The 1,059-nt window shown below is 61.4% G+C and carries 1 protein-coding gene; it reads right to left on the reverse strand.

Translation table 11 applies throughout. The features are described from left to right. Positions 1 to 16 precede the first annotated feature (16 nt). A protein-coding gene (locus ODR01_RS25205; protein ID WP_316980472.1) for an IS630 family transposase occupies positions 17 to 965 on the reverse strand; the annotation gives its coding sequence in 2 pieces (ribosomal slippage) (positions 17 to 617 and positions 616 to 965; 951 coding nt in all). Positions 966 to 1,059 lie beyond the last annotated feature (94 nt).

Raw genomic sequence — 1,059 nt, forward strand, 5'->3', positions numbered from 1 at the left:
CTAGAGCGTTATCCGATCACTCGCGGTCATATCCGGCAGCGGCGAAGTAGTTTTCGCATTCAGTCGGCGTGAATGTATCGATACCGAGAGCAATGGCGTCCCATAGGTCATCTTTGGTGCGGGCGGCGGTCTTTTTGAGGAAGGCCTTGAGTTTTGAGAATGCCATCTCGATGGGGTTGAAGTCGGGGCTATAGGGCGGCAGGAAGTGCAGCTTGGCGCCGGCGTTTTCGATGGCGGCTCGCACGGCAACCGGTTTATGGGCGGGCAGGTTGTCCATGACGACGATGTCGCCGGGCGCCAGCGTCGGGACCAGCACCTGTTCCACGTATGCGAGGAAGGCCGCCCCGTGCATGGCGCCGTCGAGCACCATGGGGGCGGTCATTCCCTCCAGCCGAAGGGCGCCGACGAAGGTCGTTGTCTTCCAATGTCCATGGGGCACCGGCGCCCGACAACGCTCGCCGCGCGGAGCCCGGCCATAACGCCGGGCCATCTTCGTCGAGGCGCCGGTCTCATCGATGAAGATCAGTCGCTCCGGCTCCAGATCCGGTTGGAGTTCGAACCAGGCGTGCCGCAGCCGCAGGACGTCAGGCCGCTGCTGTTCGCTGGCGTGCGCGGTTTTTTTTGAAGGTCAGATCCCGACGATCGAGAAATCGCCAGACTGTGCTCGGCGCCACCTTCAATCCGTGTACCTCGTCCAGGTGCGCGGCAAGCTCGGCCAAGGTGATGTCAGGCACCTCTGTAACCAATGCCACGATCTCCTCGGCATGTCCTTCGATCCTGTGCGAGCGATTATCCCCACCTTGAACCCGTGGCTCAACATGGCCCAACCGGCGCCACCGCTCGACCCATTTGATCGCCGTCGATGCCGCCACACCAAAACGATGCGCCGCCGAACGCCGCGACATGCCGCCTTCAACCGCCAATATCAGCCGTTCCCTGAGGTCTTGCGAAAGAGGTCTCGTCATGCAGGCTGGCCTCCCTCTCCAGCCCACATGTTGAATCACATTCCTCCAAAAAGGGGAATCCCTTTCGATTCTATCCGGTCGGATAACGCTCTAG

Source organism: Shumkonia mesophila (assembly GCF_026163695.1).
Classification (GTDB): Bacteria; Pseudomonadota; Alphaproteobacteria; order Rhodospirillales; family Shumkoniaceae; genus Shumkonia; species Shumkonia mesophila.